This is a genomic window from Sphingomonas jinjuensis, from assembly GCF_014197105.1.
In the GTDB taxonomy this organism is placed as follows: Bacteria; Pseudomonadota; Alphaproteobacteria; order Sphingomonadales; family Sphingomonadaceae; genus Sphingomonas; species Sphingomonas jinjuensis.
In genome coordinates this window covers 14588-40150 of sequence record NZ_JACIEV010000003.1, presented here as the reverse complement: position 1 = coordinate 40150, position 25563 = coordinate 14588, and the positions used below count along the sequence as shown (strand labels likewise).

Sequence of the window (25563 nt, the reverse complement as noted above, 5' to 3'; positions counted from 1 at the left end):
CCGCAACCGAAAGCCGTGCGATGCCCGACACCGTCTTCGTCCTCAACGGCCCCAACCTGAACCTGCTGGGGCTGCGCGAACCGCACATCTACGGCCATGACACGCTCGACGACATCGCCGGTCAGCTTGAGGATCGCGCGCGCAAGCTGGGGCTGGAGATCGACATGCGCCAGTCGAACCACGAGGGTCATCTCGTCGACTGGCTGCACGAGGCGCAGGCACGGTCGGCGAAGGCGGTACTGCTGAATGCCGGCGGCTTCACCCACACCTCGGTTGCGGTTCACGATGCGATCAAGGCGGTGACCACGCCGGTGATCGAGGTTCACCTCTCCAACCCCCACGCCCGCGAATCCTTTCGCCATGTCAGCCTCATCGGCCAGGCGGCGAAGGGCACGATCGCGGGCTTTGGTGCGCTTTCGTATCTGCTGGCGCTTGAAGCCGCGGCACGCATCTGACAGGAGCCGAGCATGACAGATATGCCTAAGACGGGTGCGATGCAGGTCGATGTCGATCTCGTCCGCCAGCTCGCCGAACTGCTCGACGCCACCAACCTGACCGAGGTCGAGGTGGAAGAGGGCGACCGGAAGATCCGCGTCGCGCGCAAGGCCGCGCCGGCCGCCGCGCCGGCGCCGGTCTATCACGCCGCGCCGCCGGTATCGGCGCCGGCAGCGACGGCCCCCGCCGCCGAAGCGCCGGTCGTCAGCGACGCCGCGTCTTCCGCCAGCGCGGTGCGCTCGCCGATGGTCGGCACCGCCTATCTCTCCGCCGAGCCGGGCGCCAAGCCCTTCATCGCGGTCGGCCAGCGCGTCGCCGCAGGCGACACGCTGCTGATCGTCGAGGCGATGAAGGTGATGAACCCGATCACGGCGCCGTCGGCCGGCACCGTCACCGCGATCATGATCGAGAACGGCCAGCCGGTCGAATTCGACCAGCCGCTCGTCGTGGTCGACTGACCATCGCCATGCGTCCGATCAAGAAACTGCTGATCGCCAACCGCGGCGAAATCGCGCTGCGCATCCACCGTGCCTGCCACGAGATGGGCATCAAGACGGTGGCGGTCCATTCGACCGCCGATGCCGACGCGATGCACGTCCGCCTCGCCGACGAGGCGATCTGCATCGGGCCGCCGGCTGCGGCCGAAAGCTATCTCAACATCCCCAACATCATCTCGGCGGCCGAAATCTCGGGCGCCGACGCCATCCATCCGGGCTATGGTTTCCTGAGCGAGAACGCGCGCTTCGCCGAGATCGTCGAGCTCCATAACCTGATCTTCGTCGGGCCGAAGCCCGAGCATATCCGCACGATGGGCGACAAGGTGGAGGCCAAGCGCACCGCCGGCGCGCTCGGTCTGCCGCTCGTCCCCGGCTCCGACGGCGCAATCCACGACGTCGCCGAGGCGAAGACGCTCGCCGCCGAGATCGGCTATCCGGTCATCATCAAGGCGGCGTCGGGCGGCGGCGGTCGCGGCATGAAGGTATGCCAGTCCGAGGACCAGCTCGAAACGCTGATGCAGCAGGCGGGCACCGAGGCGAAGGCCGCGTTCGGCGATGCCACGGTCTATCTCGAAAAATACCTCGGCAATCCGCGCCACATCGAATTCCAGGTGTTCGGCGACGGCGAGGGCAACGCCATCCATCTGGGCGAACGCGACTGCTCGCTCCAGCGCCGCCACCAGAAAGTGCTCGAGGAAGCGCCTTCGCCGATCATCACGGCCGGGGAACGCGCGCGGATGGGCGGTGTCGTCGCCAAGGCGATGGCCGACATGGGCTATCGCGGCGCCGGTACGATCGAGTTCCTGTGGGAGGCCGGCGAGTTCTACTTCATCGAGATGAACACCCGGCTCCAGGTCGAGCATCCGGTGACCGAGATGATCACCGGCCTCGATCTCGTCCGCGAGCAGATCCGGGTGGCGGAGGGGCATTCCCTCACCTTCACCCAGGACCAGATCCAATTCCGCGGCCACGCCATCGAATGCCGCATCAACGCTGAGGATCCGCGCACCTTCGCGCCCTCGCCGGGGCTGGTGAAGCAATATCACGCGCCGGGCGGCATGCATGTCCGCGTCGATTCGGGGCTGTATGCCGGGTACAAGGTGCCACCCTATTACGACTCGATGATCGCCAAGCTGATCGTCTACGGCACCACCCGCCAGGGTGCGCTGCGCCGCCTGCGCCGGGCGCTCGAGGAGTTCGTGATCGAGGGGATGAAGACCACCATTCCACTCCATCAGGCGCTGCTCGACGATCCCGAGTTCCAGCAGGGCGATTACACGATCAAGTGGCTGGAAGAATGGCTCGCCCGCCAGGGCGCGTGACGGCAACGATGGAGCGGCGGTGGTGAAGGCGACGATCTGGCATAATCCCCGCTGCGGCACGTCGCGCAACACGCTCGCGCTGCTGCAGGCGCGCGGCGTCGACGTCACGGTCGTCGAGTATCTGAAGACGCCGCCGACGGCGGACGAACTGTCGCGTCTCTACGCCGTCGCCGGCATTGCTCCCCGCGACGGCCTGCGCCTGACCGAGCCGGACGCGCAGGCTCTGCGCGACGCCGACGACGAGACGATTCTCCACGCGATGGAGGTCAACCCGATCATCATTCAACGCCCGCTGATCGAAACCGATCGCGGCGTCCGCCTGTGCCGCCCGCCGGAACGGGTGCTGGAGATCCTGTGACGATGCCGCTCGATGAGGCATCGACGCTCCGAGTGCCCGTTTTAACGGCACGTTTACCGGCCGCATCGGCCATTGCCTCTCGGAGCGGCAGGTGGCACGTTTGGTGCAAGGCGCCCGTGGGGCGAGGGTCATCGATGAGCGGGGAATACAGCCGGTGAAGAAGGTCGAAGCCATCATCAAGCCGTTCAAGCTGGATGAGGTGAAAGAGGCGCTGCACGAGATCGGCGTCAGCGGAATCACCGTGACCGAGGCCAAGGGCTTCGGGCGACAGAAGGGCCATACCGAGCTGTATCGGGGTGCCGAATATGTCGTCGACTTCCTGCCCAAGGTGAAGCTCGAAGTCGTCGTCGAGGACTCGCTGGCCGAACGCGTGGTGGAGGCGATCGCCGCCGCCGCGCAGACCGGCCGGATCGGCGACGGCAAGATCTTCGTCATCCCCGTCGAATCGGCGCTGCGCATCCGCACCGGCGAACGCGACGACGCGGCGATCTGACGCTCCACTCCGCACGATCCGGCCGCAGGGTCGGGATATCATAACGACGAAAGGTCCGGGCACACCCGCGGCCGCCACAAGGAACGAGACATGGCAACTTCGGCTCACGACATCCTGAAGCGCATCAAGGAAGAGGAGATCGAGTGGGTCGACCTCCGCTTCACCGATCCCAAGGGCAAGTGGCAGCACCTCACCATGGTCGCCTCGCTACTCGGCGAGGACGAGTTCACCGATGGCCTGATGTTCGACGGCAGCTCGATCGAGGGCTGGAAGGCGATCAACGAGTCGGACATGACGCTGAAGCCCGACCTCGATGCGGTCTATGTCGATCCCTTCTCGGCGACGCCGATGCTGATCGTGTTCTGCGACATCGTCGAGCCGTCGACCGGCGAGCTGTATGCCCGCGATCCGCGCTCGACCGCGAAGCGCGCCGAGGCGTATCTGAAGACCACGGGTGTCGGCGACACCGTCTATGTCGGTCCCGAGGCCGAGTTCTTCATGTTCGACGACGTCCGTTTCGAGAACAGCTACTCGACGAGCTACTACAAGATCGACGACGTCGAGCTGCCGGGTAATTCGGGCCGCGAATATGAGGGCGGCAACATGGCGCACCGTCCGCGCGCGAAGGGCGGCTACTTCCCCGTCGCGCCGGTCGACTCGGCGGTCGACATCCGCGGCGAGATGGTCTCGACGATGATCGAGATGGGCCTGCCCTGCGACAAGCACCACCACGAGGTGGCGGCCGCGCAGCACGAGCTGGGCCTGACCTTCGGCACGCTGACCACCACCGCCGATCGCATGCAGATCTACAAGTATGTCGTCCATCAGGTCGCGCACGCCTATGGCAAGACGGCGACGTTCATGCCCAAGCCGATCAAGGAAGATAACGGCTCGGGCATGCACACCCACTTCTCGATCTGGAACGGCAAGACGCCGCTGTTCGCGGGCGAGGGCTATGCCGGCCTGTCGGACATGTGTCTCTATTTCATAGGCGGCATCATCAAGCATGCCAAGGCCGTGAACGCCTTCACCAACCCGTCGACCAACAGCTACAAGCGGCTGGTGCCGGGTTACGAGGCGCCGGTGCTGCTCGCCTATTCGGCGCGCAACCGTTCGGCATCGTGCCGCATTCCCTATGGCACCGGCCCCAAGTCGAAGCGCGTCGAAGTGCGCTTCCCCGACGCGCTCGCCAATCCGTATCTCGCCTATGCGGCGCTGATGATGGCGGGCATGGACGGCATCCAGAACAAGATCCATCCGGGCGAGGCGATGGACAAGAATTTGTACGACCTGCCGCCGGCAGAGCTCGCCCAGGTGCCGACCGTCGCCGGCTCGCTGCGCGAGGCGCTCGATTGCCTCGAGGCGGATCACGACTTCCTGCTGAAGGGCGACGTGTTCTCGAAGGACCAGATCGAGGCGTTCGTCGAGATCAAGCGCGCCGAGGTCGCCCGTTGGGAGATGACTCCGAGCCCCGTCGAGTACGACATGTACTACAGCGGCTGAGGTCCGCGACGCGGACCGTTGCCGCCGCGTAGTCGACGGCACAGCCGCTGTCGGCCGGCCTCGCCGCCAGGCGAGGTTCGACGTCACGGGACGGCTTCGCCGGCCCGGCCGATTAAGGAAGAGGGCGCCCGGAGCAATCCAGGCGCCCTTCTTCTTTGCTGGGCGACCAATGGTACCGCAGCGAGAACCCGGCCCCCCTCCCCCCGGGCGGGAAGCATCCTAAAGCCCAAGCGGACGACAACCGGACGCATCGTATCCTAAAACGAAAACGCCGCCCGAGCGGCGAGCCGGTCACCCGAATCCCGCCGATTGGCGAAGGGCGACACCGACACGGCGTCACCGATATCGGTCCCGGTGTATTCCACCGTTAAAGTGATTGGCCCGGTCACCCGCTCCACCCCAAGCGACCAATTCGCATAGCGTCCATCGGGCCGCAGCCGCGCCGCGCGGATCGGGTCGTCGACCGAGCCTGACGACCGACCGATGCTGGCGGTCACCGTAAAGGGAGTCGCCGGCACGCCGACGCGCGTCCGCGCCCCGAGATACAGATTGTCCCCGCCGATCGCTGCCTGGTCGGGCGCATAGCGCGCCTCGCCGATCAGCTCCGCCGGGCCGAGCAGGAAACCGACATCGACGCCGCCCTCGCCATAGCTGAGTCCGCCGGCCCCACCCGCAAAGATGTGGCCTTGGGCAAAAGCGTCGACGCGAAAACCGCCGCCCAGCTCGCGGCGATAGCCGAGGGTCGGATCGATCACCACGTCAGAGTCACCATGCCGCGGGTCGCCACGCGTGCCGCTGACCCGGGCACCGATGTCGAAGCCGGCCGGCAGCCCAAGTGTCAGCCCGGCCGCCGCTGTCGGCTTGCCGTCGCTCCAGCTGATGCCGCGCCGCCGGTCGTCGGTTGTCACCTCGACCCGGCCATCGACCGACATCTGCGCGACCGCCGGCGCCGCGGCCCCGACGAAGGACAGGGCCACCATCACCGGCGCGGCACGGCGCATCAGCCGCCTGCCGCGCTATGCGCCGCGTCGAGGTCGGCCACCAGCGTCGCCCGGTCGCGCTCGGCCAGTTCGGCGAGATGCGCGCGCGCGGCGGGGCCGGCGCGCTCGGCCACTTCGGCAGCGATCGCCTCGCGATGGCCGTCGCACCAGCCGGCGCGACTGCCGGTCAGCGCCGCATCGTGCACCATGGTCCGGCTGACGACATGGCCCGCGCCGCTCACCGCCTGGCGCGTCGCCACGGTCTTCGCGGTCCAGTGGCAGCGCAGCCCACCGGCAACCGCCCGACCCGCCGGCGAAACGCTGCCGACCTGGCGATGATCGATGTCGTGCGACGCTCGATAAGTCACCGCAACCCGGTGACCGCGATGATCGAGCTCGGTCAGGTGTTCGTGGACGATCGGCGTGCCGAGCATCAGCGCGGCGATGATGAGGGAACTCATGTGCTTCTCCAACGGTTCGGCGTCTCTGTCGCGCCGTGTCGGATCAACGGCCGAGCACCCTCCCCGTTCACGCGAGGCCACCCTGCGCAAGAATTTGTAACAAACGACACTAACTCTCGGCGCGCTCGACGCTGACGAGCAATGTCCCCTCGGTCACCTGCCCGCCCGCCTCGGCGCGCAGCTCTGCGACGGTGCCGTCGAACGGCGCGACCAGGCTGTGCTCCATCTTCATCGCCTCGAGCGTGACCAGCTTCTGCCCCTTGGCGACCTGCTGCCCCGCAGCCACGTCGACCGCGATGATCCGCCCGGGCATCGGCGACAGGACCGCGCCATCCGCCGCACCACCCTGCGCGACGCCGGTCGCACGCCAGGGCGTGAGCAGCCACGTCTGGCCGCCCTCGCTGATGAGGACCGACTCCAGCGTCACCTCGGGCGCCGCGATGTCGGCCAGCGCCTCGGCGAAATCGATCTCGATCGTCTCGCCATCGAGCAGGAAGCGTCCCGCCACCCGCGGCGCCGCGTTGAGACGGAAGCCGGCGAAGGCCCCCTCGCCCACCAGCACCGCCGCCGCCTCCGCCAGCGCGTCGTCGCTGGGATGCGCGGCCGGCATCAGCCCCTCGCCCTCGCGCGCGATCAGCCCGGTATCGACGTCGCCCGCCACGAACGCCGGATGGTCGAGCGCCTCGACCAGGAAGCCGGCGTTGGTGCGCACCGGCCACACCACGCTATCGTCGAGCGCATCGGCCAGCGCCTCGCGTGCCGCCTCGCGCGTCGGCCCGTGTGCGATCAGCTTGGCGATCATCGGGTCGTAATAGGGCGAGATCACCGAACCCTGCTCGACACCGGTGTCGACGCGGACACCCTCGCCCAGCTCGAACGCCTCGAGCGTCCCGATCGACGGCAGGAAGCCCTTGGCGGGATCCTCGGCATAGAGCCGCGCCTCGATCGCATGGCCATCGATCGCCAGCTGGTCCTGGGTCAGCGGCAGGGGCTCGCCGCTGGCGACGCGCAGCTGCCATTCGACCAGGTCCTGGCCCGTGATCGCCTCGGTCACCGGATGCTCGACCTGGAGCCGGGTATTCATTTCCATGAACCAGATGCGGTCGGCGCGAAGCCCTTCGCTGGCATCGGCGATGAACTCGATCGTCCCCGCGCCGACGTAATCGACCGCCTTCGCGGCGCGCACCGCCGCCTCGCACACCGAGGCGCGGGTGGCCGCGTCCATGCCCGGCGCCGGCGCTTCCTCGATCACCTTCTGATGGCGGCGCTGGAGCGAGCAATCGCGTTCGAAAAGGTGGACGACGTTGCCATGGGCATCGCCGAACACCTGCACCTCAATATGCCGCGGCGAGGCGATGTACTTCTCGATCAGCACGCGATCGTCGCCGAACGACGACGCCGCCTCGCGCCGGCAGGATTGCAGCGCGTCGAGGAATTGGTCGCCTGCCTCGACCTGGCGCATCCCCTTGCCGCCGCCACCGGCGACCGCCTTGATGAGGACGGGATAGCCGATCGCATCGGCCTCCGCCTTCAACCGTTCCGGCGTCTGGTCCTCGCCAAGATAGCCCGGCGTCACCGGCACGCCCGCATCGATCATGCGCGCCTTGGCGGCATCTTTCAGCCCCATCGCGCGGATGCTGTCGGGCTTCGGGCCGACCCAGACCAGCCCGGCATCGGCGACGTCCTGCGCGAAGTCGGCATTCTCGCTGAGGAAGCCATAGCCCGGATGGATCGCCTCCGCCCCGCTGGCCTTCGCCGCGGCGATGATTCGCTCGCCGACCAGATAGCTCTCGCGTGCAGCCGCCGGGCCGATGTTCACTGCATCGTCCGCCTCGCGCACGTGGAGCGACTGCGCATCGGCATCGGAATAGACCGCGACGGTGTGGATACCCATCGATCGCGCGGTACGGATGATCCGACAGGCGATCTCGCCGCGATTGGCGATCAGGAGAGAGGCGATCATGGGGCGTTTCGATCCGCGAATGGTGGAAATGTTGAGACGAAGGTTGGGGTTGGCTGGATGTGGAGCGCGACGATCAGCGCGCCTCGCAACCCGTTGACCGCTGGGTCCAGGTGACGTTGAGGACGCGCCAGCGGGCGTTTTCGCGGACGAGGTCGAAATGGTCGGTGCCGCAATGGTGGACCTTGCCATCGACGGTAAAGTCATAGGGCGCCCAGACCATCGCGATATCGCCGTCGATCTCGACCGCGGGGCCAATCAACCGTTCGACATAACGCTCCGGCCCCGGCTTCACCCCGGCGGCAAAGTCGGCCCAGGACTGGCGGCGGATGGCGCGGCTGCCGTCGGCGCGCTGGATCGCGACGGTGGCGCTGCCGTCGGGGCGGACCTGCGCCAGGATCGCGGCGGGATCGCGCGCGGTGAGGCCGGCGAACATCGCCTCGATCGGCGCGAGCACCTGCGCCTCGTCGGCGGCGGGCGGCGGCAGGCCTGTGCCCTTCTCGATCGGGGCGACGGGGGTGATTTGCAGGAGGAGGGAGAGGAGGATCATGGGTGGCTCCGACAAATCCTCCCCGAGCTTGTCTCGGGGAGGGGGACCATGCGAAGCATGGTGGAGGGGCGAGGGCGATGCGCAAGGCGGTAGGGCCAAAGCCGAGCGGCAAGGCGGTGCAGACGGCGCGGGGACAGCGCCGGACGATGTCGCTGCCAGAGGTGCTGCTGTGGTCGGCGTTGCGCAAGCGACCCGGTGATCTCAAGTTCAGGCGACAACATCCGCTCGGCGCGGAGCTCGCGATCGACTTCTATTGCAACGATGCGCGGCTCGCGATTGAGGTGGATGGTGAGGCGCATGACCGCGGCGATCGACCCGATCGTGATGCTCGGCGCGACGCGATATTGCGTCAGCATGGCATCGAGACATTGCGAATCCCGGCTCGCGAGATTTTGCACGACCTGGATGCGGTTCTTACCGGCATCCTTGCGATCGCGAGCATGGGCCTGCCCCTTCACCATGCTGCGCATGGTCCCCCTCCCCGAGACAAGCTCGGGGAGGATTGAGGGCCGCGTCTCCCCCATCACATCCGGAACACGCCGAAGCGGGGTTGCTCCGGGATCGGGGCGTTGAGGCAAGCGGCGAAGGCGAGGCCAAGGACGTCGCGGGTCTGCGCGGGATCGATGATGCCGTCGTCCCACAGGCGCGCGGTCGCGTGCCAGGGGTTGCCTTCGTCCTCATACTTCGCACGGATCGGTGACTTGAAGGCCTCGGCCTCGTCGGGCGTCCAGCTGTCGGCATCGCGGTGCACCGTCGCGAGCACGCTCGCCGCCTGTTCGCCGCCCATCACGCTGATCCGGCTATTGGGCCAGGTGAAGAGGAAGCGGGGGCTATAGGCGCGGCCGGCCATGCCGTAGTTGCCGGCGCCGAAGCTGCCGCCGATCAGCACCGTGACCTTGGGCACGCTGGCGGTGGCGACCGCGGTGACGAGCTTCGCGCCATGCTTGGCGATGCCTTCCGCCTCGTAGCGGCCACCGACCATGAAGCCGCTGATGTTCTGCAGGAACAACAATGGGATACGCCGCTGGCAGGCGAGTTCGATGAAGTGCGCGCCCTTTTGCGCGCTCTCGCTGAACAACACGCCGTTGTTGGCCAGGATCGCGACCGGCATGCCATGGATGTGCGCGAAGCCGCACACCAGCGACGCGCCATAGAGCGACTTGAATTCGTGGAATTCGGACCCGTCGACGATGCGCGCGATCACCTCATGCACGTCATAGGGCGCGCGGACATCCTCGGGAATCAGGCCGTACAGCTCGGCGGGATCATATTTCGGCGCGCGGACGGGCGCGAGGTTGACGTCGGGCGCGGTCTGCGGCGGCAGGGTCGAGACGATGTCGCGAACGATCGTCAGCGCATGATCGTCGTCCTCCGCGACATGATCGACCACGCCCGAGCGACGGCCGTGAGTCTCGGCGCCGCCCAGTTCCTCAGCGCTGATGACCTCGCCCGTCGCCGCCTTCACCAGCGGCGGGCCGGCGAGGAAGATCGTCCCCTGCCCGCGCACGATCACCGTCTCGTCGGACATGGCGGGGACATAGGCGCCGCCTGCGGTGCAGCTGCCCATCACGCAGGCGATCTGCGGGATGCCGAGCGAGGACATCTGCGCCTGGTTGAAGAAGATGCGGCCGAAGTGATCGCGGTCGGGGAATACCTCCGCCTGGTGCGGCAGGTTGGCGCCGCCGCTGTCGACGAGGTAGATGCACGGCAGCCGGTTCTCCTGCGCGATCTCCTGCGCGCGCAGATGCTTCTTGACGGTCAGCGGGTAGTAGGTCCCACCCTTCACCGTCGCGTCGTTGCAAACGATCATCACCTGCCGCCCGGCGACGCGGCCGATGCCGGCGATCATGCCGGCGCCGGGGACCTCGTCGTCGTAGAGGCCGCCCGCGGCAAGCTGGCCGATCTCCAGGAACGGGCTGCCGGGGTCGAGCAGCTGTTCGACCCGGTCGCGGGGGAGCAGCTTGCCGCGGCTGGTGTGCCGCTCGCGCGACCTGGCGTTGCCGCCGAGGGCTACCTTGGCGACGTCGGCGCGGAGGCGCTCCGCCAGCGCGCGGTTGTGTGCGGCGGTGGTGCGGAAGGCGTCGCCATCGGTGGCGATGCGGGAGTCGATGATGGGGGCGGTCATATCTGCTCCCCTCCCTGCAAGGGAAGGGTTGGGGGTGGGTTTGTCATGGCGATACGCAAGGCGGCGGGGCTGCGGTTGCCGTAGCACCCGGCCGCCACCCACCCCCGGCCCCTCCCTTGCAGGGAGGGGAGGCATTCGGGGCTCACTGCGCCACCTTCTGCGGTGCACCGATCAGCTCGCGGCCGATCAGCATGCGGCGGATCTCGTTGGTGCCGGCGCCGATATCGAGCAGCTTGGCGTCGCGCATGAAGCGTTCGACCGGCCAGTCCTTGGTATAGCCCGCACCGCCCAGCGCCTGCACCGCCTCGAGCGCGACCTTCACCGCATTCTCGCTCGCGAGCAGGATCGCGCCCGCCGCGTCGAACCGCGTCGTCTTGCCCGCGTCGCAGCTTTTGGCGACGGCATAGACATAGGCGCGCGCCGAATTGAGCGCGACGTACATGTCGGCGATCTTCGCCTGCATCAGCTGGAAATGGCCGATCGCCGTGCCGAATTGCTGGCGCTCGCGGACATAGGGGACGACGACGTCAAGGCACGCCTGCATGATGCCGAGCTGGATGCCGGCCAGCACCGCGCGTTCGTAATCGAGGCCGCTCATCAGCACGCCGACGCCGCCGCCGATCGGCCCCATGACGTTCTCGGCCGGCACCTCGCAGCCGTCGAACACGAGTTCGGCGGTCGGCGAGCCGCGCATCCCCATCTTGTCGATCTTCTGCCCGATCGAGAAGCCGGGCATGTCTTTCTCGATCAGGAACGCGGTGATGCCGCGGCTGCCCTCGCCGGTCTTGGCATAGACGACCAGCGTGTCGGCATAGGCGGCGTTGGTGATCCAGAACTTCGTGCCGTCGAGGACATAGCCGGAGTCGGTCTCGCGCGCCTTGAGCTTCATCGAGACGACGTCGGACCCAGCGCTCGCCTCCGACATCGCCAGGCTGCCGACATGCTCGCCCGACACGAGCTTGGGCAGATACTTCGCCTTCTGCTCGTCACTGCCCCAGCGGCGGATCTGGTTGACGCAGAGGTTCGAATGCGCCCCATAGCTGAGGCCGATCGACGCCGAGGCGCGGCTGACCTCCTCGCACGCGATGACATGCTCGAGATAGCCGAGGCCCAGGCCGCCCCACTCCTCTTCGACGGTGATGCCGTGGAGGCCCAGCTCGCCCATCGCCGGCCACAGTTCGTCGCGGGGGAACCAGTCCTCGGCGTCGATGCGCTTCGCCAGGGGTTCGATCCTGTCGGCGGCGAAGCGCCGCGTCGTGTCGCGGATCATCTCCGCGGTCTCGCCGAGACCGAAGTCGAAATCGGGTGTCACAGGCCTCTCCGTATTTGCCCCCGCTCTAGCATGCGGGACGGAAAGGCCAAGACTGGTGGCGGATGTTACTATGTGCCGGAGGGGTCCGGCTTATATGCCCTTCCGTCATCCCCGCGCAGGCGGGGATCCATCATCACGACGCGCCGTGCTTTTGCCGAACCGTCAGCCAGTCTGGATCCCCGCCTTCGCGGGGATGACGGAGGCGAAGCTTACTTCTGGCAGGCGACGATGGCGCTGATGACGTTGATCGTCTCTTCGGGATCGCGGACCTTGACCGTGTCCAGCCCCAGCTCCTTCGCGGGATAGTCGTTGCCGCCGGGGAAGATCGCGTCGCCGATGAACATCATCGCATCGAGCGGGATGCCGCTCTCGTCGCGCAGCTTCTTCAGGCCGTATGCCTTGTCGACGCCCTTGCGGGTGATGTCGATCGAGGTCGCACCGCCCATGTTGATCGAAAGGTCGGGCAGCCGCTGCTTGAGGTCGGCCTGGATCACCTTGCGCTTCTCGAACTTGGGATCCCAATGCTCCTTCGCTTCGAGCGGCGCTTCCTGGCCGAGCGCGGAGAAGGTGATCTGGCTGCCGCGATCCTCGATCCGCTCGCCCCAGGTCTGCTCGGGCTTGAAGCCGGTCGCTTCCAGCGAGGCGTTGAAGGCGTCGATGATCGCCTTCTTCTCGTCGTCGCTGAAAAGCTCGGCATAGACCGTCTGCCACTTGCCGTCGCGATAGGTGTAGAGCTTCGTCCCGGTCGTCGGCATCAGCCACAGCTTCGACCGATCGGCGCGCTCGGGCAGGCGGCTGGCGACCTGCTTGTCGAACTGCGGCCAGTCGCCGCCCGAGATGACCGCGACATGCGCGACGCCGAGCAGGTCGGCCAGCGCCTCGCCCATCGGCTCCTTGAGCGGCTGCTTGCTCTCGGCCAGGGTTCCGTCGAGGTCGAAGGCGACGAGTTGCTTCACTGCGGTGCTCCAATGCGGGGTAGAATGATGGTGTCGATTGCCTGCGCGACGCCGTCGGCGTCGTTGCCCGCGGTCACATGGGTCGCGACGTGCTTCACGCCGTCGGGCGCATTGCCCATCGCGATCGACAGGCCGGCCAGCTGAAGCATGGCGACGTCGTTGAACTGGTCGCCCAACGCCGCGACGGCGCCGAGCGGGACATCGGCGGCGGCGGCGAGCGCGGTGATGCCGGCGCCCTTGTTGCCGGCGGTCGCGGTCACGTCGAGATAATAGGTCTGCGACTGGACGATCGTCGCGCGCTCGCCGAACTGCGCCGCGGCCTTCGCGTGGAGGTCGGCGAGCAGCGGCGCGTCGTCGCTGACGAAGGTGACCTTGTCCGCATGATCGATCAGCGCGGCGAAGTCGGTCGTGACGATCGGCGCCTGGTTCGATGCCAGCCGCTCATGCTCCACATGTACGCCCTGGTCGGTCGAGGCATACCATTTGTCGTCCGCGAACACCCAGGTGTCGACCGCCAGCCCTTCTGCCAGGGCGAAGACGCCGCGCGTCACCTCCTCGTCGACGGTGTGATGTTCGTCGACGGTGCCGTCGCGGTGGAAGATGATGCCGCCGTTGAACGCGCCCATTGGCCCGTCGATCGCCAGCAGGTCGGCGATCGGCATCATCCCCGAACGCGGTCGCGCCGAGATGATCGTGAAGCCGACACCTGCCGCCTCTAGCCGCCGGACGGCGTCGGCGGTGGCGGGCGTGACCTGCTTCTGCTTGTCGACGAGGGTGCCGTCGACGTCGGAGACGACCAGGCGGATGGGGGTCATGCGAGTCTCTCAATCCTCCCCCGCCAGGGGGAGGTGGCACGCGGAGCGTGACGGAGGGGGAGGTAAGCGAGCACCGAGGTCGGGAATCCTCCCCCTCCGTCGCCTTCGGCGCCACCTCCCCCTGGCGGGGGAGGATTGACGCTGAACGTCACTGCGGGATCTCGACGTGGCCGCCGAAGCCGTAGCGCATCGCGCTCAGCATCTTGTCGCCGAAGGTCGTGTCGACGCGGCTGCGGTAGCGGGCGAACAGCGACGCTGCGAGCACGTTGATCGGCACCGCCTCTTCCATCGCCGCGTCGATCGTCCAGCGGCCTTCGCCCGAATCGGCGACATGGCCCGAGAACTGGCTGAGATGACCGTCCTTCGCCAGCGCGCTCGCCGACAGGTCGAGCAGCCACGACGAGATGACGCTGCCACGCCGCCACACCTCAGCGATGTCGGTCAGGTTCAGCTCGAAGCGCTGGTCCTCGGGCAGCTTGTCCGACGCCTTGCCCTTCAGCACGTCGAAGCCTTCTGCATAGGCCTGCATCAGGCCGTATTCGATGCCGTTGTGAACCATCTTCACGAAGTGACCGGCACCTGGCGGCCCGGCGAAGATATAGCCCTTCTCCGCGCGCTTGTCGGCGACGCCGTCGGCGCGGTTCGGGGTGCGGGGAATGTCGCCGGTGCCCGGCGCAAGCGTGTCGAAGATCGGGTCGAGCAGCTCGAGCGTCGCGTCGTCGCCGCCGATCATCATGCAATAGCCGCGCTCCAGCCCCCAGACACCGCCGGAAGTGCCGACATCGACATAGTGCAGCCCCTGCTCCGCCAGCTTCTTCGCGCGGCGGATGTCGTCCTTGTAGAAGCTGTTGCCGCCGTCGATGATGATGTCGCCGTCGTTCGCCTTCCCTGCGATGGCGTCGATCGTCTGCTCGGTGATGTCGCCAGCGGGCAGCATGACCCACCAGATCGCAGGGCTATCGAGCTTGCCGCGCGCCTCGTCGAGCGAGACCGCGCCCTCGGCACCGTCGGCGACCAGCTTCGCCACCGCATCGGCGTCGCGATCATAGGCCACGATCTGGTGCCCGCCGCGCATCAGCCGCCGCGCCATGTTGCCGCCCATCCGGCCGAGCCCGATCATCCCGATCTTCATGTGATGTCCTTGATTGTCCCGGAGCCGGGTTAACACTCGTCAGGGCGAAGTGGTTTCAGATCGCCGCCCTCACCCCTGACACCGTCATGCTGAACTTGTTTCAGCATCTCCTCGTGGCGGGCGGTGCGTGCGCCCCGAGGAGACCCTGAAGCAAGTTCAGGGTGACGGATGGGGGATGACGGGTGACGGATGGCATGGGGCGAGGTGTGTCCCCGCCCCTCACCTATCACGCCGCCGCCGGCTGCTTCTGCTGGATCGCGCCGAGCAGGTCGTCGAACGACTTGGCGAAGGACGCGACGCCTTCTTCGACCAGCGTGTCGGTGATCGCCTTCAGGTCGATCCCCAGCCGCTCGGCCTCCGCCAGCACGCGGCGGGCGTCGTCGATGTCCGTCTCCAGCGTGTCGGCGACGGTGCCGTGGTCGCGGAACGCGTCCATCGTCTTGGGCGGCATGGTGTTCACCGTGTCGCGGCCGATCAGCGTGTCGACGTAGAGCGTGTCCGGGTAGGACGGATCCTTCGTCCCCGTCGACGCCCATAGCAGTCGCTGCGGCTGCGCGCCCTTGGCGGCCAGCGCCTGCCAGCGGTCGGACTTCTCGAAGTCGAGGAACCACTGGTACGCCATCTTGGCGTTGGCGATCGCGACCTTGCCGCGGATCGCGTTCAGCGCCTCGGCGTCGCCGTCGCCGGCCTTCAGCTTCTCGTCGATCAGCTTGTCGACCGCCGAATCGATACGGCTGATGAAGAAGCTGGCGACGCTGGCGATCCGGTCGATCGGCTGCCCCTGACGAACGCGCTCCTCGAGGCCCGTCGCATAGGCCTCGGCGACGCGCTGATAGGCCTCGACCGCGAACAGCAGCGTGACGTTGACATTGATCCCCGCCGCGATCGTCGCGGAAATGGCGGGACCGCCGGCAAGCGTGCCGGGGATCTTGATCATCAGGTTGGGACGATCGACCATCTTCCACAGCTTCTGCGCCTCGTGGATCGTCGCATCGGTGTCGTCGGCGATGTACGGCGACACTTCCAGGCTGACGTAACCGTCCTTGGCCTCCATCCGGTCGTACACCGGGCGCAGCGTCTCCGCCGCGGCCTTGATGTCCTGCACCGCCAGCGCCTCGTAGCGGTCGATCGTGGCCGCGTCGGGATTCGCCTTGTCGAATTCGGCGAGGGTGCCGTCATAGGCGGTGCCGTGGCCCATCGCCTTTTCGAAGATCGTCGGGTTCGACGTGACGCCGGTCAGCCCGTCCTCCTCGATCAGCTTCTTCAGCCCGCCCTCTTCGAGGAACTTGCGATCGACGAAGTCCAGCCACGGCGCGGTGCCCCTGGCTTCCAATTCCTTGAGCTTGCTCACCGTCACGTCTCCAATCGATCGCAGTTCGTCGTCCGGGGTCCGAGTTAGGAACCCATCGCTTCCTTCGCCACCTTCACGACATTGTCGACGGTGAAGCCGTACTTGTCCTGAAGCTTGGCGATCGGTGCCGAGGCTCCATAGGTCGACATGGTGATGGTACGGCCATCGAAGCCGGTGAACCGCTCCCAGCCGAACTCGCCCGCCATTTCGATGGCGACGCGGGCGCGCACCGACGGCGGCAGCACCTGGTCGCGATACGCCTGGTCCTGCGCCTCGAACCGGTACCAGCTCGGCAGCGACACGACGCGGCTGGCGATGCCCTCGGCGACCAGCTTCTCGTGCGCCTCGACCGCCAGCGACAGCTCGGACCCGGTGGCGATCAGGATCACTTGCGGGTTCTCGCTGTCGGCCAGGATGTAGCCGCCCTTCATCACGCCCTCGGCGCTGGCGTATTTCGTGCGATCGAGCGTCGGCAGCGCCTGGCGCGAGAAGACGAGCGTGGTCGGACGACCGCTGTTGTCCATCGCCGCGCGCCATGCCCAGGCGACCTCGTTGGCGTCGCCCGGCCGGATGGTGTCGAGCCCCGGCGTCGCGCGCAGCATCGCCAGCTGCTCGATCGGCTGGTGGGTCGGGCCATCCTCGCCGACGCCGATCGAGTCGTGGGTGTACACCCAGACATCGCCCAGCTCCATGATCGCCGACAGGCGGACCGCCGGGCGCATATAGTCGAGGAAGACGAGGAAGGTGCTGCCGTAGGACTTCAGGTGCGACAGCGCCATGCCGTTGACGATCGCGCCCATCGCATGCTCGCGCACGCCGAAGTGGAAGTTGCGACCGGCGTAGTTCGACGCCTCGAAACTGTCGGCGCCCTTGATGTCGGTCTTGGTCGAAGGCGCAAGGTCGGCCGAACCGCCGATCAGCCACGGCACGCGGCCGACGATCGCGTTGAGCACCTTGCCGCCCGAATCGCGGCTGGCGAGCCCCTTCGCATCCGCCGGAAACTCGGGGATGTCGGCATCCCAGCCCTCGGGCAGCGTGTCCTTGAGCATCAGGTCGAGCTCGGCGGCCAGATCGGCATGCTCGCCGCGATAGCGGTCGACCATCGCCACCCATTCGTCACGCAGCGTGTGCCCGCGATCGGCGATCGCGCCCTTGAAATGCTCGGCCACGCCCTCGGGGACGTAGAAGCTCTTGTCCTCGGGCCAGCCATAGGCGCGCTTGGTGGCGGCGACGTTGTCCGCGCCCAGCGGCTCGCCGTGCGCCTTCTCGCTGCCCGCCTTGGGGCTGCCCCAGCCGATCACCGAATGCACGACGATGAAGGTCGGTCGGTCGTCGGTAGCCTTGAACGTGTCGATCGCCTTGCTGAAAGCAGCGGTATCGTTGGCGTCGTCGACATGGATGACGTTCCAGCCATAGGCCTGGAACCGCTTGCCCACGTCCTCGTCGAACGCGAGGTCGGTGCCGCCCTCGATCGAGATGTGATTGCTGTCGTAGATCCAACAGAGGTTCGACAGCTTCAGGTGGCCAGCGACGCTCGCCGCCTCTGATGCGACGCCCTCCATCATGTCGCCGTCGCCGCACAGCGTGTAGACGTCGTGGTCAAAGATCGGGAAGCCCGGCTTGTTGTAGCGCGCGGCGAGCCAGCGCTCGGCGATGGCCATGCCAACCGAATTGCCGCAACCCGCGCCGAGCGGACCGGTGGTCGTCTCGACGCCCGTCGTGTGGCGATATTCGGGGTGGCCCGGCGTCTTCGACGACAGCTGGCGGAACTGCTCGATGTCCTCGATGCTGACCGCGGGCTTGCCGGTCTTGTTACCCTCGGCATCGATCTCCTCGATCCCGGCGAGGTGGATCAGCGAATAGAGCAGCATCGACGCATGGCCGACCGACAGCACGAAGCGGTCGCGGTTGGGCCAGTCGGCGTGGGCCGGATCGTAGCGCAGATACTTCGCCCACAGCGTGTAGCCGATCGGCGCGAGCGCCATCGGCGTGCCGGGGTGGCCCGAATTGGCCTTTTGCACCGCGTCCATCGACAGCGTGCGGATCGTATCGATCGCCAGCCGTTCCGGGCTGCCGTCCTCGTGAACGTTGGAGGACGACGCAGTGGATGCGTCGACGGTCTTGGTATCGGTCATGGGAATCCTGCCTCGCGCTTGACGTCGATCGAACGCGCAGGGCGCCGATCGGGTTGCCACGACCCGCCCTTAGGAGGAACCGGCCGAGCGTTCCAGTCGCGAAACGACGCCGCGGTCGGCGATATAGGCGGCGTCGACCTGGTGCAGGAACAGCCCGTGGCCGCAAATTCCTGAAATCGCCTGGATTGCCGCCTCGATCTGCGGCCACAGGGGCTGTCGCGGGCTGCGACAATCGAGGATGTGGTTGCCGTTATCGGTGACATAAGGTCGTTCGTCGGCAGCGCGGAGCGTCACCGAGGCGAACAGCGGCTCCAGCGCCTGCGCGACGAAGGCGGCGGCGAACGGCACGATCTCGACCGGCACCGCCCTGCCCCCGATGGCGGCGACACGCTTGCTGCCATCCGCGATCACCACCATCCGCGCCGAGGCGGCGGCGACGACCTTCTCGCGCAGCATCGCCCCGCCAGCGCCCTTGATCGCGCGCAAGTCATCGTCGATCTCGTCGGCGCCGTCGATCGTCAGGTCGACGCTCGCCACCGTTGCAAAGTCGCGGATCGGGATGCCCAGGTCGTGCGCCTGCCGCTCGCTGGCGAGGCTCGTCGCGACCGCCTCGATCCTCAGCCCTTCTCGGACTCGCCGCCCCAGCGCCTGGATGGCGAAGGCCGCGGTCGTGCCCGTGCCGAGGCCGACCAACATGCCCGGCTGCACCTCGCTGACGGCCGCTTCGGCGGCGATCCTTTTGTCATCGTCGGTCATGGCGCGAACAACGCCATAGAGGCGCCACGGATACAAGTTGCGACAATTTTGCTGACACGAAAACTTGCCACCGCCCCGCGCTCGGGGGCAGAGCATCGGCGACGGCAACTAAATTGATACGCCGGCGTTCCGACTGCTGGTCGGGTGTCCATCCGATATCGAGGAATCTGGGTATATCGTGAAGCGACTTATCGACCGGGCTGCGGCCCTTGCCCGTCCGACGATCCTGCTCGGTGCGGCCGTGGCGCTCGCGTCGTGTGGCGGCGGGGATAACAAGGGTAAGGAGAAGGGCGGCCGTGGCGGTCCGGGCCAGGGAACGCCGCAGGTCGGCTTCGTCACCGTCCAGCCGACCACCGCCGCCTTCGTCACCGAAATGCCCGGACGTACCTCGGCATTCGAAAGCTCCGACGTCCGCCCCCAGGTGACTGGCCTCATCCGGCGCCGCTTCTTCACCGAGGGCAGCTTCGTGCGGAAGGGCCAGCCACTCTACGAGATCGATCCCCGCCTCTATCGCGCCGCCGCCAACCAGGCCGCCGCCAACGTGCAGAGCGCGCGCGCCAATGCCGAGGCCACCCGCATCCAGGCCGAACGCTACAAGCCACTCGCCCAGATCGAGGCGATCTCGCGCCAGGACTATACCAACGCCGTCGCCTCGGCCCAGCAGGCGCGCGCTTCGGTCGCGCAGACGCGCGCGGCGCTGGAAACCGCGCGGATCAATCTCAACTTCACGACCGTGCCAGCGCCCATCTCGGGCAAGATCGGCCGTTCGCTGTTCACCGTCGGTGCGCTCGTCTCGGCGACGCAGACCGATCCACTCGCGCAGATCCAGCGGCTCGACCCGATGTTCGTCGACATCCAGCAATCCGCCGCCGACCTGCTCGCGCTGCGCCGCAGCCTGGCGACCGAGGGCGTCATCCCCGCCACCGCGCAGGTCCGCCTGACGCTGGAGGACGGCAGCGACTATGGCCAGGTCGGTTCGATCGAGTTCGGCGAGGCGGTCGTCAACCAGGAGACCGGCACCGTCACGCTGCGCGCCCGCTTCCCCAATCCGCAGGGGCTGCTGTTGCCCGGCATGTTCGTCCGCGCCAAGTTCGCCCAGGCGATCACCCAGCGCGCCTATCTGGTGCCGCAGCAGGCGGTGAGCCGCGATCCGAAGGGCAATGCGACGCTGATGATCGTCGGCCCGAACAACAAGGCGATGGAACGCAAGGTCACTGCCGATCGCACGCAGGGCGCCTATTGGGTCGTGACCAAGGGTCTCCAGACCGGCGACAAGATCATCACCCAGGGCCTCGGCCTGCTTCGTCCCGGCCAGACGGTGAAGCCGGTTCCCGCCAACACCCCCCAACCGGTGAAAGCCCCGCCCCAGGGGCAGGAGCAGCAACAGGGCGGCCAGGGCAAGCAGGGCCGCTGAGCCAGTGATCAGTCGTATCTTCATCGACAGGCCGATCTTCGCCTGGGTGCTCGCGATCATCGTGATGCTGGCGGGTATCGGCGGAATCCTGGGCCTGCCGATCGCGCAATATCCCGACGTCGCGCCGCCGCAGGTCACGATCCGCGCCAACTATCCGGGCGCCAACGCGCAGACGATCCAGAACTCGGTCACCCAGGTGATCGAGCAGCAGCTGACCGGCATCGATGGACTGCTGTATTTCCAGTCGTCGTCGTCGAGCCGCGGCCAGGTGACGATCACCGCGACCTTCAACAAGGGCGTCGACCCCGACATCGCCCAGGTCCAGGTGCAGAACCAGGTCCAGCAGTCGCTCGCCCGCTTGCCGCAGCAGGTGCAACAACAGGGCCTCGTCGTCCGCAAGTCGAATCCCGACTTCCTGCTGATCGCGGGCGTCTATGACGAAACCGACCGGATGACGAACCAGGACGTCTCTGACCTCCTCGTCTCGAACCTTCAGGATCCGCTCGGCCGCGTGAAGGGCGTCGGCGACACCAACGTGTTCGGCTCGCAATATGCGATGCGTATCTGGCTCGATCCCGCCAAGCTGGCGGGTGTCCAGCTGATGCCGTCGGACGTCACCAGCGCGATCCAGGCGCAGAATGCCGAGGTCGCGGCGGGCGAGGTCGGTGGCCTGCCGTCGCCGCCGGGCCAGATGCTCAACGCGATCGTGACCGCGCAGACGCGCCTCCAGACGCCCGAGCAGTTCCGCAACATCGTGCTCAAGACGCAATCGTCGGGCGCCACCGTTCGCCTGTCGGACGTCGCGCGGATCGAGCTGGGCGCGGAAAGCTATGCCGCGTCGAGCCGCGTCAACCGCCACCCCGGCGCCGGTATCGCCGTGCTGCTTGCACCGGGGGCCGACGCGCTCGAGACCGCCGAACTGGTGAAGGCCGAGATCGCCAGCGTCGCCAAGGGCTTCCCGCCCGGCATCAAGGTTGCCTACGCCAACGATTCGACCGACTTCATCAAGCTGTCGATCGAAGAGGTGGTGAAGACGCTGATCGAGGCGATCATCCTCGTCGTCATCGTCATGTTCGTCTTCCTGCAAAGCTGGCGCGCGACGCTGATCCCGGCGATCGCGGTGCCCGTCGTGCTGCTCGGCACCTTCGCAGTCTTCTACGTCGCCGGTTTCTCGATCAACACGCTGACGCTGTTCGGGCTCGTGCTCGCGATCGGCCTGCTCGTCGACGATGCGATCGTCGTCGTCGAGAACGTCGAGCGCCTGCTCGAAGAAAATCCCGACATGACGCCGCGCGAGGCGACGATCGAGTCGATGAACGAGATTTCGGTCGCGCTCGTCGCGATCGCGCTCGTCCTGTCGGCGGTGTTCCTGCCAATGGCGTTCTTCGGCGGATCGACCGGCGTCATCTATCGTCAGTTCTCGCTGACGATCGTGTCGGCGATGGTGCTGTCGGTGCTGGTCGCGCTGATCCTGTCGCCCGCCCTCACCGCGGCGCTGCTCAAGCAGAAGAAGCGCGACGAGGATGGCAACCGCGAAGGCGGCTGGCTCGACCGCCGCTTCCCCAAGGTCGCGCACGGCTATCAGGTCGCGAAGGACAAGTTCAACAGCACCTTCGATCGCGGCGTCGAGAAATATGTCGGCTCGGTTCGCTACGTGGTCGACCATAAGTGGCTGTTCGTGCTGATCTACGCTGGCGTCGTCGCCCTGCTGGCGGTGCTGTTCCTGCGCCTGCCGACCGGCTTCCTGCCGACCGAGGACCAGGGCAGCGCGATCGTCCAGTTCCGCCTGCCCGCAGGCGCGACGCAGCAGCGCACGATCGAGGTGCAGCGCACCGTCGAGGATTATTTCGCGCAGCAGGAAGGCGCCAACCTCAAGACGGTCTTCTCGGTCGCGGGCGGCGGCGGTGGCGGCACGTCGGGGCAGAATACCGGCCAGGCGTTCCTCGCGCTCAACGACTGGGCCGATCGTGAGGGCAAGGAGAATACCGCCGATGCGATCGTCCAGCGCGCCTCGGGCGCGTTCCGCGGGCTTCGCGATGCGCAGGTCTTCGCCCTGATCCCGCCGGCGGTTCGCGGCCTCGGCCAGTCGGACGGCTTCACGATGGAGCTTCAGAACACCGGCGGCCTGAGCCAGGTGCAATTCGACGCCGCGCGCGACAAGCTTCTGGCGGCGGCCAATGCCGACCCGAACCTTGCCGGCGTTCGCCTGACCGAGCTGCCCGACGTCGCGACGCTCAAGATCGACGTCGATCCGCAGAAGCTCGCCGCGCTCGGCCTGACCCAGACCCAGGTCAATTCGACGCTGTCGACCGCCTGGGGCGGCCAGTACGTCAACGACTTCATCGACCGCGGCCGCGTCAAGCGCGTCTTCGTCCAGGGCGACGCGCCTTACCGTTCGCAGCCCGACGACCTGAAGCAGTGGTTCGTGCGCGGATCGAACAACCAGATGGCGCCCTTCTCGTCCTTCTCGCAGATCGGGTGGAGCCAGGCGCCGACGACGCTGTCGCGCTTCAACGGCATTTCGTCGTTCGAATTCCAGGGCTCCGCGGTGCCCGGCCAAAGCTCGGGCCAGGCGATGGAGCGCATCGCGCAGCTTGCCGCGAACATCCCCGGCACCAGCGTGTCGTGGGCGGGCCTCTCCTATCAGGAGCGGCTGTCGTCGGGACAGGCGCCGATCCTCTACGGCCTGTCGATCCTGGTCGTCTTCCTGTGCCTGGCAGCGCTGTACGAGAGCTGGTCGATCCCGTTCGCGGTGCTGCTCATCATCCCGCTCGGACTGATCGGCGCGATCGCCTTCGTGACGCTGCGTGGGCTCACCAACGACGTCTATCTGCAGATCGGCCTGCTGACGACGATGGGCCTGGCCGCGAAGAACGCGATTCTGATGATCGAGTTCGCCGAACAGGCCGAGCGCAAGGGCGCGCGCGTCATCGACGCCGCGCTGGAGGCCGCCAAGATCCGTCTGCGACCGATCCTGATGACGTCGTTCGCCTTCATTTTCGGCGTGCTGCCGCTCGCGATCTCGACCGGTGCCGGCGCCAACAGCCGCATCGCGATCGGCACCGCGGTGATCGGCGGGATGCTGTCGGCGACCTTCCTCGCGATCTTCTACATCCCGCTGTTCTTCGTCCTCGTCCGCCGCACCGTGCGCGACGGCATCGCCAGGCTGCGCGGTCGCCCGACCGGGCATCAGGGCAAGCATGGCGACGATCAGCCCCCGGCCCCGCCGATGCCCCCCACCACCGAACCGAAGCCCGCCTGATGCGTCGCCTGAGCCCCCTGTTCCTCGTCCTGCTCGCCGGCTGCTCGCTGGCCCCCAAGTACGAACGCCCGGCGATGCCCGTGCCGCCGTCCTGGCCGGTCGGCGACGCGTATCTGCGCGCCAGCGAGGCATCGCTGCCGACGGTCACCTATCGCGACATCTTCCGCGACGCGCGGCTTCAGGCGCTGATCGACAAGGCACTGGCGAACAACCGCGACCTGCGCATCGCCGTCGCCAATATCGAGTCCGCCCGCGCGCAATATCGTATCCAGCGCGCCAGCCTGTTGCCGACGGTCAACGGATCGGCGCGCTACAGCTACTCGGGCGGCGGCAATGGCGCGCGCAGCACGGCAGGCAGCGGCAGTACCGGCAACAGCGGCACGGGCGGCGTCGGCACCGGCACCGGTACGGGTGTCGACACCGGCACGGGCACCGGTGGCACCGGGACCGGCGGCACGGGAACGGGTAGCACCGGCACCGTCATCACCACCGGCAACGGCAACAGTGCCTTCTCCGTCGACCTCGGCATCACCGCGTTCGAGCTCGACCTGTTCGGCCGCGTCCGATCGCTGACCGGCGCCGCGCTCAGCCGCTATTTCGCGACCGAGGCGGCGGCGCGCGCGACGCGGCTGACGCTGGTCGGCGACGTCGCCGACGCCTGGCTCACCTACGCTGCCGACGAGAGCCTGCTCAAGATCGCCGAGGATACCGCCAAGAGCGCGGAAGTGTCCGTCCGCCTGACCGAGGCGCGGCGCGCCGGCGGCGTGTCGCCCCGCACCGACCTGCGCCAGGCGCAACAGATCCTGTTCACCGCCCAGTCCGACGTCGCCCAGCAACGCACCCAGCTGGCGCAGGACGTCAACGCGCTTCAGCTGCTCGTCGGCGCGTCGATCGACCCCGCAATGCTGCCGCAGTCGATCGAGGAGGCGCAGGGCACCGTCGCGGCGCTGCCCGCCGGGCTCGACAGCGGCGTGCTGCTCCGCCGCCCCGATGTCGTCCAGGCGGAATATCAGCTGCGCGCCGCCAACGCCCAGATCGGCGCCGCGCGCGCCGCGCTGTTCCCGCGCATCTCGCTGACCGGGCTCGTCGGCTTCGCTTCGAACGCGCTGTCCTCGCTCTTTTCGGGTGGGGCGTTCAACTATTCGGTGGCGCCATCGGTCAGCTATCCGATCTTCCAGGCAGGCGCCGGCATCGCCAACGTCCGCTATTCTGAGGCGCAGCGCGACGTGCTGCTCGCCACCTACGAGCGCGCGATCCAGATCGCGTTCCAGGAAACCGCCGACGCGCTCGCGCGGCAGGGGACGATCACTGACCAGCTCCAGGCCAACGTCAACAACCAGGCGGCGGCGCTCGACACCTACAATCTGACGCAGGCACGGTATCGTGGCGGCATCGACACCTATCTCAGTTCGCTCGATGCGCAGCGATCGCTCTACTCGGCGCAGCGCACGCTGATCGCCACGCAGCTGACCGGCGCCAGCAACCGCGTGACGCTGTACCGCGTGCTCGGCGGCGACTCGCTGCTCGATGCGACGGCCAACGGCCCCCAGCCGGTAACCGCGATCGGCGCACCGCGGCAGGATCCGTAGATCGCAAGCCTCGTCGCCCTCACTCCTCCGTTCGCCCTGAGGAGAGGCTGAGCGAAGTCGAAGCCTCGTCTCGAAGGGCAAGCCAAGCCACCTGCCC

General features: G+C 67.4%; 22 protein-coding genes. 10 read left to right on the top strand and 12 right to left on the bottom strand.

Annotated features, from left to right (window positions below; all coding sequences use genetic code 11):
- The first annotated feature begins 20 nt into the window (after positions 1-20).
- The 6 genes from aroQ (at position 21) to glnA (ending at position 4668) form a co-directional block, all read left to right on the top strand.
- Positions 21-455: a type II 3-dehydroquinate dehydratase gene (gene aroQ, locus GGQ80_RS05975; RefSeq protein ID WP_183983003.1), complete on the top strand. Its 435-nt coding sequence runs from the start codon at positions 21-23 to the stop codon at positions 453-455.
- A 12-nt stretch (positions 456-467) separates the two neighbouring features.
- Complete coding sequence (gene accB, locus GGQ80_RS05970; RefSeq protein WP_183983002.1) at positions 468-953, top strand: acetyl-CoA carboxylase biotin carboxyl carrier protein; 486 nt, start codon at positions 468-470, stop codon at positions 951-953.
- Positions 954-961: 8 nt separating this feature from the next.
- Positions 962-2314: an acetyl-CoA carboxylase biotin carboxylase subunit gene (accC, locus tag GGQ80_RS05965; protein WP_183983001.1), complete on the top strand. Its 1353-nt coding sequence runs from the start codon at positions 962-964 to the stop codon at positions 2312-2314.
- 22 nt (positions 2315-2336) lie between these two features.
- Entirely contained in the window at positions 2337-2672 is a 336-nt protein-coding gene (locus tag GGQ80_RS05960; protein WP_183983000.1) for an ArsC/Spx/MgsR family protein, read from the top strand.
- A gap of 154 nt (positions 2673-2826) precedes the next feature.
- On the top strand, positions 2827-3165 hold the full coding sequence (locus GGQ80_RS05955; protein WP_183982999.1) for a P-II family nitrogen regulator: 339 nt from the start codon (positions 2827-2829) through the stop codon (positions 3163-3165).
- 90 nt (positions 3166-3255) lie between these two features.
- Positions 3256-4668, top strand: a complete 1413-nt coding sequence (glnA, locus tag GGQ80_RS05950; protein WP_183982998.1) for a type I glutamate--ammonia ligase — start codon at positions 3256-3258, stop codon at positions 4666-4668.
- Positions 4669-4925: 257 nt separating this feature from the next.
- Here glnA and GGQ80_RS05945 read toward each other — a convergent pair whose 3' ends face one another.
- From GGQ80_RS05945 to GGQ80_RS05930, 4 genes are all read right to left on the bottom strand, one after another.
- Positions 4926-5669, bottom strand: a complete 744-nt coding sequence (locus GGQ80_RS05945) for a TorF family putative porin (protein ID WP_221364219.1) — start codon at positions 5667-5669, stop codon at positions 4926-4928.
- Positions 5669-6109: a hypothetical protein gene (locus tag GGQ80_RS05940; protein WP_183982997.1), complete on the bottom strand. Its 441-nt coding sequence runs from the start codon at positions 6107-6109 to the stop codon at positions 5669-5671. Before GGQ80_RS05940 ends, GGQ80_RS05945 begins: the two co-directional genes overlap by 1 nt.
- A gap of 109 nt (positions 6110-6218) precedes the next feature.
- Positions 6219-8072: an acetyl/propionyl/methylcrotonyl-CoA carboxylase subunit alpha gene (locus GGQ80_RS05935; RefSeq protein ID WP_183982996.1), complete on the bottom strand. Its 1854-nt coding sequence runs from the start codon at positions 8070-8072 to the stop codon at positions 6219-6221.
- Between the two features lie 73 nt (positions 8073-8145).
- The gene (locus GGQ80_RS05930) at positions 8146-8619 is read right to left on the bottom strand and encodes a nuclear transport factor 2 family protein (RefSeq protein ID WP_183982995.1); all 474 of its coding nucleotides are present in this window, start codon (positions 8617-8619) and stop codon (positions 8146-8148) included.
- Positions 8620-8696: 77 nt separating this feature from the next.
- On the opposite strand from GGQ80_RS05930, the gene GGQ80_RS05925 reads away from it, so the two are divergent.
- Positions 8697-9125: an endonuclease domain-containing protein gene (locus GGQ80_RS05925; protein WP_183982994.1), complete on the top strand. Its 429-nt coding sequence runs from the start codon at positions 8697-8699 to the stop codon at positions 9123-9125.
- 17 nt (positions 9126-9142) lie between these two features.
- On the opposite strand, the gene GGQ80_RS05920 is transcribed toward GGQ80_RS05925, so the two are convergent.
- The 8 genes from GGQ80_RS05920 to rpiA all read right to left on the bottom strand — a co-directional run bounded on the left by GGQ80_RS05920 (position 9143) and on the right by rpiA (position 19201).
- On the bottom strand, positions 9143-10744 hold the full coding sequence (locus tag GGQ80_RS05920) for a carboxyl transferase domain-containing protein (RefSeq protein ID WP_183982993.1): 1602 nt from the start codon (positions 10742-10744) through the stop codon (positions 9143-9145).
- Between the two features lie 142 nt (positions 10745-10886).
- Positions 10887-12056 carry an acyl-CoA dehydrogenase family protein gene (locus tag GGQ80_RS05915; RefSeq protein ID WP_183982992.1) on the bottom strand — a complete coding sequence of 390 codons (1170 nt, stop codon included), beginning with the start codon at positions 12054-12056 and terminating at the stop codon, positions 10887-10889.
- 209 nt (positions 12057-12265) lie between these two features.
- The gene (locus GGQ80_RS05910) at positions 12266-13012 is read right to left on the bottom strand and encodes an HAD-IIB family hydrolase (RefSeq protein WP_183982991.1); all 747 of its coding nucleotides are present in this window, start codon (positions 13010-13012) and stop codon (positions 12266-12268) included.
- Positions 13009-13827 (bottom strand): Cof-type HAD-IIB family hydrolase, encoded by an 819-nt coding sequence (locus tag GGQ80_RS05905; protein WP_183982990.1) that lies wholly within the window; start codon positions 13825-13827, stop codon positions 13009-13011. Before GGQ80_RS05905 ends, GGQ80_RS05910 begins: the two co-directional genes overlap by 4 nt.
- A 148-nt stretch (positions 13828-13975) precedes the next feature.
- Positions 13976-14959 (bottom strand): phosphogluconate dehydrogenase (NAD(+)-dependent, decarboxylating), encoded by a 984-nt coding sequence (gene gnd, locus GGQ80_RS05900; protein ID WP_183982989.1) that lies wholly within the window; start codon positions 14957-14959, stop codon positions 13976-13978.
- Between the two features lie 226 nt (positions 14960-15185).
- The gene (tal, locus tag GGQ80_RS05895) at positions 15186-16310 is read right to left on the bottom strand and encodes a transaldolase (RefSeq protein ID WP_183982988.1); all 1125 of its coding nucleotides are present in this window, start codon (positions 16308-16310) and stop codon (positions 15186-15188) included.
- Between the two features lie 44 nt (positions 16311-16354).
- Entirely contained in the window at positions 16355-18445 is a 2091-nt protein-coding gene (tkt, locus tag GGQ80_RS05890; RefSeq protein ID WP_183982987.1) for a transketolase, read from the bottom strand.
- 69 nt (positions 18446-18514) lie between these two features.
- Entirely contained in the window at positions 18515-19201 is a 687-nt protein-coding gene (rpiA, locus tag GGQ80_RS05885; RefSeq protein ID WP_183982986.1) for a ribose-5-phosphate isomerase RpiA, read from the bottom strand.
- Positions 19202-19379: 178 nt separating this feature from the next.
- On the opposite strand from rpiA, the gene GGQ80_RS05880 reads away from it, so the two are divergent.
- From GGQ80_RS05880 to GGQ80_RS05870, 3 genes are read left to right on the top strand one after another with little or no spacing between them, the layout of a single operon-like run.
- Positions 19380-20615, top strand: coding sequence for an efflux RND transporter periplasmic adaptor subunit (locus tag GGQ80_RS05880; RefSeq protein WP_425506020.1), 1236 nt, complete (start codon positions 19380-19382; stop codon positions 20613-20615).
- Positions 20616-20619: 4 nt separating this feature from the next.
- A complete protein-coding gene (locus tag GGQ80_RS05875; RefSeq protein WP_343050887.1) occupies positions 20620-23877 on the top strand; it encodes a multidrug efflux RND transporter permease subunit in 3258 nt (1085 codons plus the stop codon).
- Entirely contained in the window at positions 23877-25466 is a 1590-nt protein-coding gene (locus tag GGQ80_RS05870; RefSeq protein WP_183982985.1) for an efflux transporter outer membrane subunit, read from the top strand. The genes GGQ80_RS05875 and GGQ80_RS05870 overlap by 1 nt, the downstream gene beginning before the upstream one ends.
- Positions 25467-25563: the final 97 nt, after the last annotated feature.